Consider the following 3,671-nt stretch of genomic DNA (forward strand, 5'->3'; position numbering starts at 1 on the left):
CCGGCCGGCGGCTCCTCGCGGTGCCCGGCCGCCGGGCGGTCGTGCTCCGGCTCGCCCGGCTCCGGCACGCGGGGGATCTCCGCGGTCGGGTCGAACGGCGCGGGCGCGGAGTGCGGCGCGAAGGGGGCGGCGTGCGCGGGCTTCGCCAGCCCGGCCAGGCCGCCCTCCGCACCGGCCGCGGAGCGGTCCACGCGGGGCTTGGTGAGGTCGGGGCCGTCCGCGACCGTCCTGCCCGGGTCCGGTGACCCGGGTCCCGACGCCGCGGCGCGCGCCGCCAGTGCGGTGTCGGGCATGCAGGCGGTGCAGGGGCTGAACCCCTCCTCCTTGGCCTCCGCGTAGGTGAGCTCCTCGGTGTCGCGCCCGGCGAGCTGCCGGCACGTGTCGAGGTGGTAGCGCTTGCGTCCGCGCACGACGAACACCAGGGCGTCGTCGGGCACGTCGACGGGCTGGACGGGGATCTCCACCTCATCGTCGGGCTCGGCCGGGGCGTCCAGCGACGGCCGGGGCGCCGCGGGGGCGCCGGCCGCGCTCTTGGCCGCGGGCGCCGGCGGAGCCGGCCGCGGCCGCTTGGCCTTCCTGCCCTTCCTGGCCGGCGCGGCGGGGGTGCCGCCGCCGAAGAGCTCCTTGCGGCGCAGGAACACCCCGATGGCCAGGCACAGCGCGGAGACGATGCTGACGGCGATCGAGATGTAGATCACCACCAGCGCGTCCAGGCCGAAGACCTGGGCGCTGTCTCCGTTGCCGGCGACGATTCCCGCAACCAGCAGGGCGATCGCCGCCACCACGAGAACGCCACTCAGGATGATCACAGGGTCTCTCCCCCTCGTTCGGACCGCTCGGCTCCGGGCCGCCCTTCAGGCCCAGGTGTCACGCCGTATCTCCCCGCCGACCGGCCCCGGCCGGCCGCCTCGGGGCGCCGGGACGGCGGCGGTGCCATCCTCGGCGCGGCGATCGGGACGACACTATCGCCTGCGGTGCCCGAGTCAGCGCCTCTCGTGCGGCGGGTTGTCACCGCCGCCGGAGTGGAACGCGCCGGTCGCCGAGTGCTGCACCTGCTGGGTGTGCTCGGCGGGCGACGGGAACGCCGGCCCGGCGGGGTTGGAGCCGCCGGCTCCGCCGTTGCGGTTCTCGGTGTGCGGCAGCGCGTTCTGCGGTCCCGTCTGGGGCCCGGCCTGCGGCGCGGTCGGCTGCGGCGCGGTCGGCTGCGCCACCGAGGGCGCCGCGCCCGGGACGGCGGCGAACGCGCCCGTCTCGGTGCTGCCGGCCTCGAGGTCGCGCAGCTGGCCCTCCAGGTACACCTTCAGGCGGCTGCGGTACTCGCGCTCGAAGGCGCGCAGGTTGTCGACCTCGCGCTCGAGCTCCTCGCGCTGCTGCACGAGCGACCCCATGACCTGGCGGTGCCGCTCCTGCGCGTCGCGGTCGAGGGCCTCGGCGCGGGACCGGGCCTCGCTGACGATCTGGTCGGCCTGCCGGCGGGCCTTGCCGAGGATCTCCTCGGCCTCGCGGCGGGCGCGGCCGAGCGTCTCGTCGGCCTCCCGGCGGGCGTCGGCGATCGCCTGGTCGGCGGTCTGCTGCGCCAGCGCCAGCACGCGCGCGGCGGTGTCCATGTTGTCCTCGCCGGTGGGCGCGGGCGCCATGCCGAGGCCGCCGAGGGGGACGGGCTCGGGCTCGGGCTGCGGCTGCGGCTCCGGCCGGGGGGGCTCGGGGATCTTCTGGACGTCCGGCTTGGGCTCCACGATGGGGGCGGCCATGGCGGGAACCTTGCCACGGAGGCACTCGGCGAGCTTGGCCCGCAGCTCCTCGTTCTCCTGGATGAGGCGGTCGAGCTCGGCCTCGACCTCGTCGAGGAAGGCGTCCACCTCCTCCTCGTCGTACCCCGGCCTCAGCCTGGTGGTACTGAACTGCTTGTTCCGCACATCGGCGGGTGTCAGCGGCATGTTCGTCTCCTTGGCGCGCTTGGAGTCTGTCCCGAAGGACGGTATCCGATCAGAGCCTCTGCACGAAGATGATCAAGACCCACACCACAAAGATGAGGAAGGTGAAACTGAGGTCCAGCGCCACGTTACCCAGCCGTATGGGAGGGATGAAACGCCTCAGCAGCTTCAGCGGCGGATCGGTGATGGTGTAGGTCGCCTCGGCGATCACGAGCACCACCCCTCTGGGACGCCACTGCCTGGCGAACGACTGCAGCACCTCCAGGATCAGCCTGCCGATCAGGAAGAGCAGGAAGATGTACAGGAGGTACGTCAGCACCTGTCCAACGATGTTCACGGACACTCTCGCATGTGGCTGTCAGCTTTGGTTGAAGAACCCTCGTTCTGCCATCCGGGCCTTGTCCTCCGCCGTCACCTCCACGTTGGCCGGTGAGAGGAGGAACACCTTGTTGGTAACACGCTCGATGCTCCCGTGCAGGCCGAACACGAGACCCGCCGCGAAGTCGACGAGCCGCTTGGCGTCGCTGTCGACCATCTCGGTCAGATTCATGATCACCGGTGTGCCCTCACGGAAGTGCTCCCCGATGGTCCTCGCCTCGTTGTAGGTCCTAGGGTGCAGCGTAGTGATGCGCGCAAGGTCGGTGGTACCGGACTCGTAGAGCGCCACGGAGCGTCGCTCGGGCGGTGACACCGCGTGATGATCGCGTTCCCGGTCCGCGGTCTCCTCGGCTCGGGTAAGCTGACCGCCGGATTCGTCCTCGCGGCGCCGCCCCTGGCCGGGGTCGGTCTCGTCGTCGTAGGGCTCGTAGTCGTACTCGTCGCCGTAGCGGTCGTCCTCCACCAGGCCGAGGTAGACCGCCATCTTGCGCATCGCGCTGGCCATACGCCCCTCCGTGTCCTGTGGCCGCGGCACCCGGCGCCTCCGGCGCCGCTGGACCGATCCGTCTACGTGGCCCGCGTTCCGGCAGGTACCACTCCCGGGACATTACCTGACGATTGCCCGTCGGCCGCCGAGCAACGCCGTACCGATCCGCAGGTGTGTCGCGCCGCACGCGATCGCCTGCTCCAGATCCCCGCTCATGCCCGCAGAGACGCTCCGCGCGTCCGGATGGTTCCGGCGCAGGTCCGCCGACAGCGCGGCGAGCCGTTCGAACGCCGGCGCCGGGTCGGCGCCGAGCGGCGCGACGGCCATCAGCCCGCCGAGCTCCAGGCCGGGGGCGGCGGCGATCTCGTCGGCGAGCGCCGGGACCTGCGCCGGGGCCGCGCCGCCGCGGTGCTCGGCCTCGTCCAGCGAGACCTGGACGAGGCAGCGCAGCGTGCGCCCGGCCCGTGCGGCGGCGCCGGACAGCGCGGCGACCAGCCGGGACCGGTCGACCGAGTGCACGACGTCGGCGTAGGACGCGACCGCGCGGGCCTTGTTGGTCTGCAGCGAGCCGACGAAGTGCCAGGTCAGCGAGAGGTCGGCGCATTCGGCCGCCTTCGGCCGGGCCTCCTGGTCGCGGTTCTCGCCGACGTCGGTGAGACCGAGCCCGGCCAGCAGCCGCACGTCGGAGGCCGGGAAGGTCTTGGTCACCGCGATCAGCGCGACCTCCGCCGGGTCGCGTCCGGCGGCGGCGCAGGCGGCGGCGATCCGGCCGCGGACCTCGGCGAGGTTCGCGGCGAGTTCGGCGCGCCGCTCGTCCGGCGCCGCCGGGCGTCCGGGCCCGCCGGCGGTCACGCGCCGCCCTCCGCGCGGGG

General features: G+C 73.5%; 4 protein-coding genes and 1 pseudogene. All 5 read right to left on the reverse strand.

The genetic code is table 11. The annotated features are described in order from the left end of the window. Positions 1-809: pseudogene (locus F9B16_RS49685) on the reverse strand (hypothetical protein); the annotation flags it as partial. A gap of 174 nt (positions 810-983) precedes the next feature. Further along, positions 984-1,937: a DivIVA domain-containing protein gene (locus F9B16_RS49690; RefSeq protein WP_151547234.1), complete on the reverse strand. Its 954-nt coding sequence runs from the start codon at positions 1,935-1,937 to the stop codon at positions 984-986. A gap of 49 nt (positions 1,938-1,986) precedes the next feature. Beyond that, positions 1,987-2,271, reverse strand: a complete 285-nt coding sequence (locus tag F9B16_RS49695) for a YggT family protein (RefSeq protein ID WP_151547235.1) — start codon at positions 2,269-2,271, stop codon at positions 1,987-1,989. 21 nt (positions 2,272-2,292) lie between these two features. Continuing rightward, positions 2,293-2,817 (reverse strand): cell division protein SepF, encoded by a 525-nt coding sequence (locus F9B16_RS49700; protein ID WP_151547236.1) that lies wholly within the window; start codon positions 2,815-2,817, stop codon positions 2,293-2,295. Positions 2,818-2,919: 102 nt separating this feature from the next. Continuing rightward, the gene (locus F9B16_RS49705) at positions 2,920-3,651 is read right to left on the reverse strand and encodes a YggS family pyridoxal phosphate-dependent enzyme (protein ID WP_151547237.1); all 732 of its coding nucleotides are present in this window, start codon (positions 3,649-3,651) and stop codon (positions 2,920-2,922) included. Positions 3,652-3,671: the final 20 nt, after the last annotated feature.

It is taken from the genome of Actinomadura montaniterrae, from assembly GCF_008923365.1.
Classification (GTDB): domain Bacteria; phylum Actinomycetota; class Actinomycetes; order Streptosporangiales; family Streptosporangiaceae; genus Spirillospora; species Spirillospora montaniterrae.